The organism is Halohasta sp. A2, assembly GCF_056175805.1.
The window spans coordinates 1-470 of record NZ_JAQFWV010000207.1 but is presented as its reverse complement, the minus strand read 5'-3'; the positions used below and the strand labels follow the sequence as shown (position 1 = coordinate 470).

Genomic DNA, 470 nt, shown 5'->3' with positions numbered 1-470 from the left:
CGGCCTTGACGCTCAGGTCAAGGCCGTCAAGCAGTTCGAGGAACTCACCGAGTACGTCACCTGAGGTTTCGCCAGCGACCAGCTGGCGAACCGCGAGCGTGTAGCGTTTGTTACGCACCCGTGCGTACAGTGTTGCATAGGCGTGAAACGTCGTTGTTCCACGCTTGGCCAGTGAGGAGTAGAGAGCTTCTGTCTCGTCTTCATCGCCGTAGTAGGGATCGAGGTGGAGGTCGGCTAGTGGTTCACAGAAGTTTTAGGTGTACCCTGAGTTGGTTGAGCAATGACTGGACGAGAGAAAGAGATCGTCCGTCACCTCAGTGAGGACGATCTCAACCGCTTGCTCACCGAAACTGATGACGAGAAGGTGAGCAAGCGGCTCATCTTCGTCAAACGGCTCTACAAAGGTGCAACACTCGAAGATGCAGCCGATGATGTAGGGATGTCTCAGTCAACAGGCAGCCGCTGGGCGA

General features: G+C 55.7%; 1 protein-coding gene and 1 pseudogene. One reads left to right on the top strand and one right to left on the bottom strand.

All coding sequences use genetic code 11. The annotated features are described in order from the left end of the window. Positions 1–244 (bottom strand): annotated as a pseudogene (locus tag O2S87_RS18810) (ISH3 family transposase); the annotation flags it as partial. Positions 245–280: 36 nt separating this feature from the next. Between O2S87_RS18810 and O2S87_RS18805 the strand changes: the two are divergent. Then, on the top strand, positions 281–470 hold a 190-nt coding region (locus O2S87_RS18805), incomplete at its 3' end, for a helix-turn-helix domain-containing protein (RefSeq protein WP_475407651.1).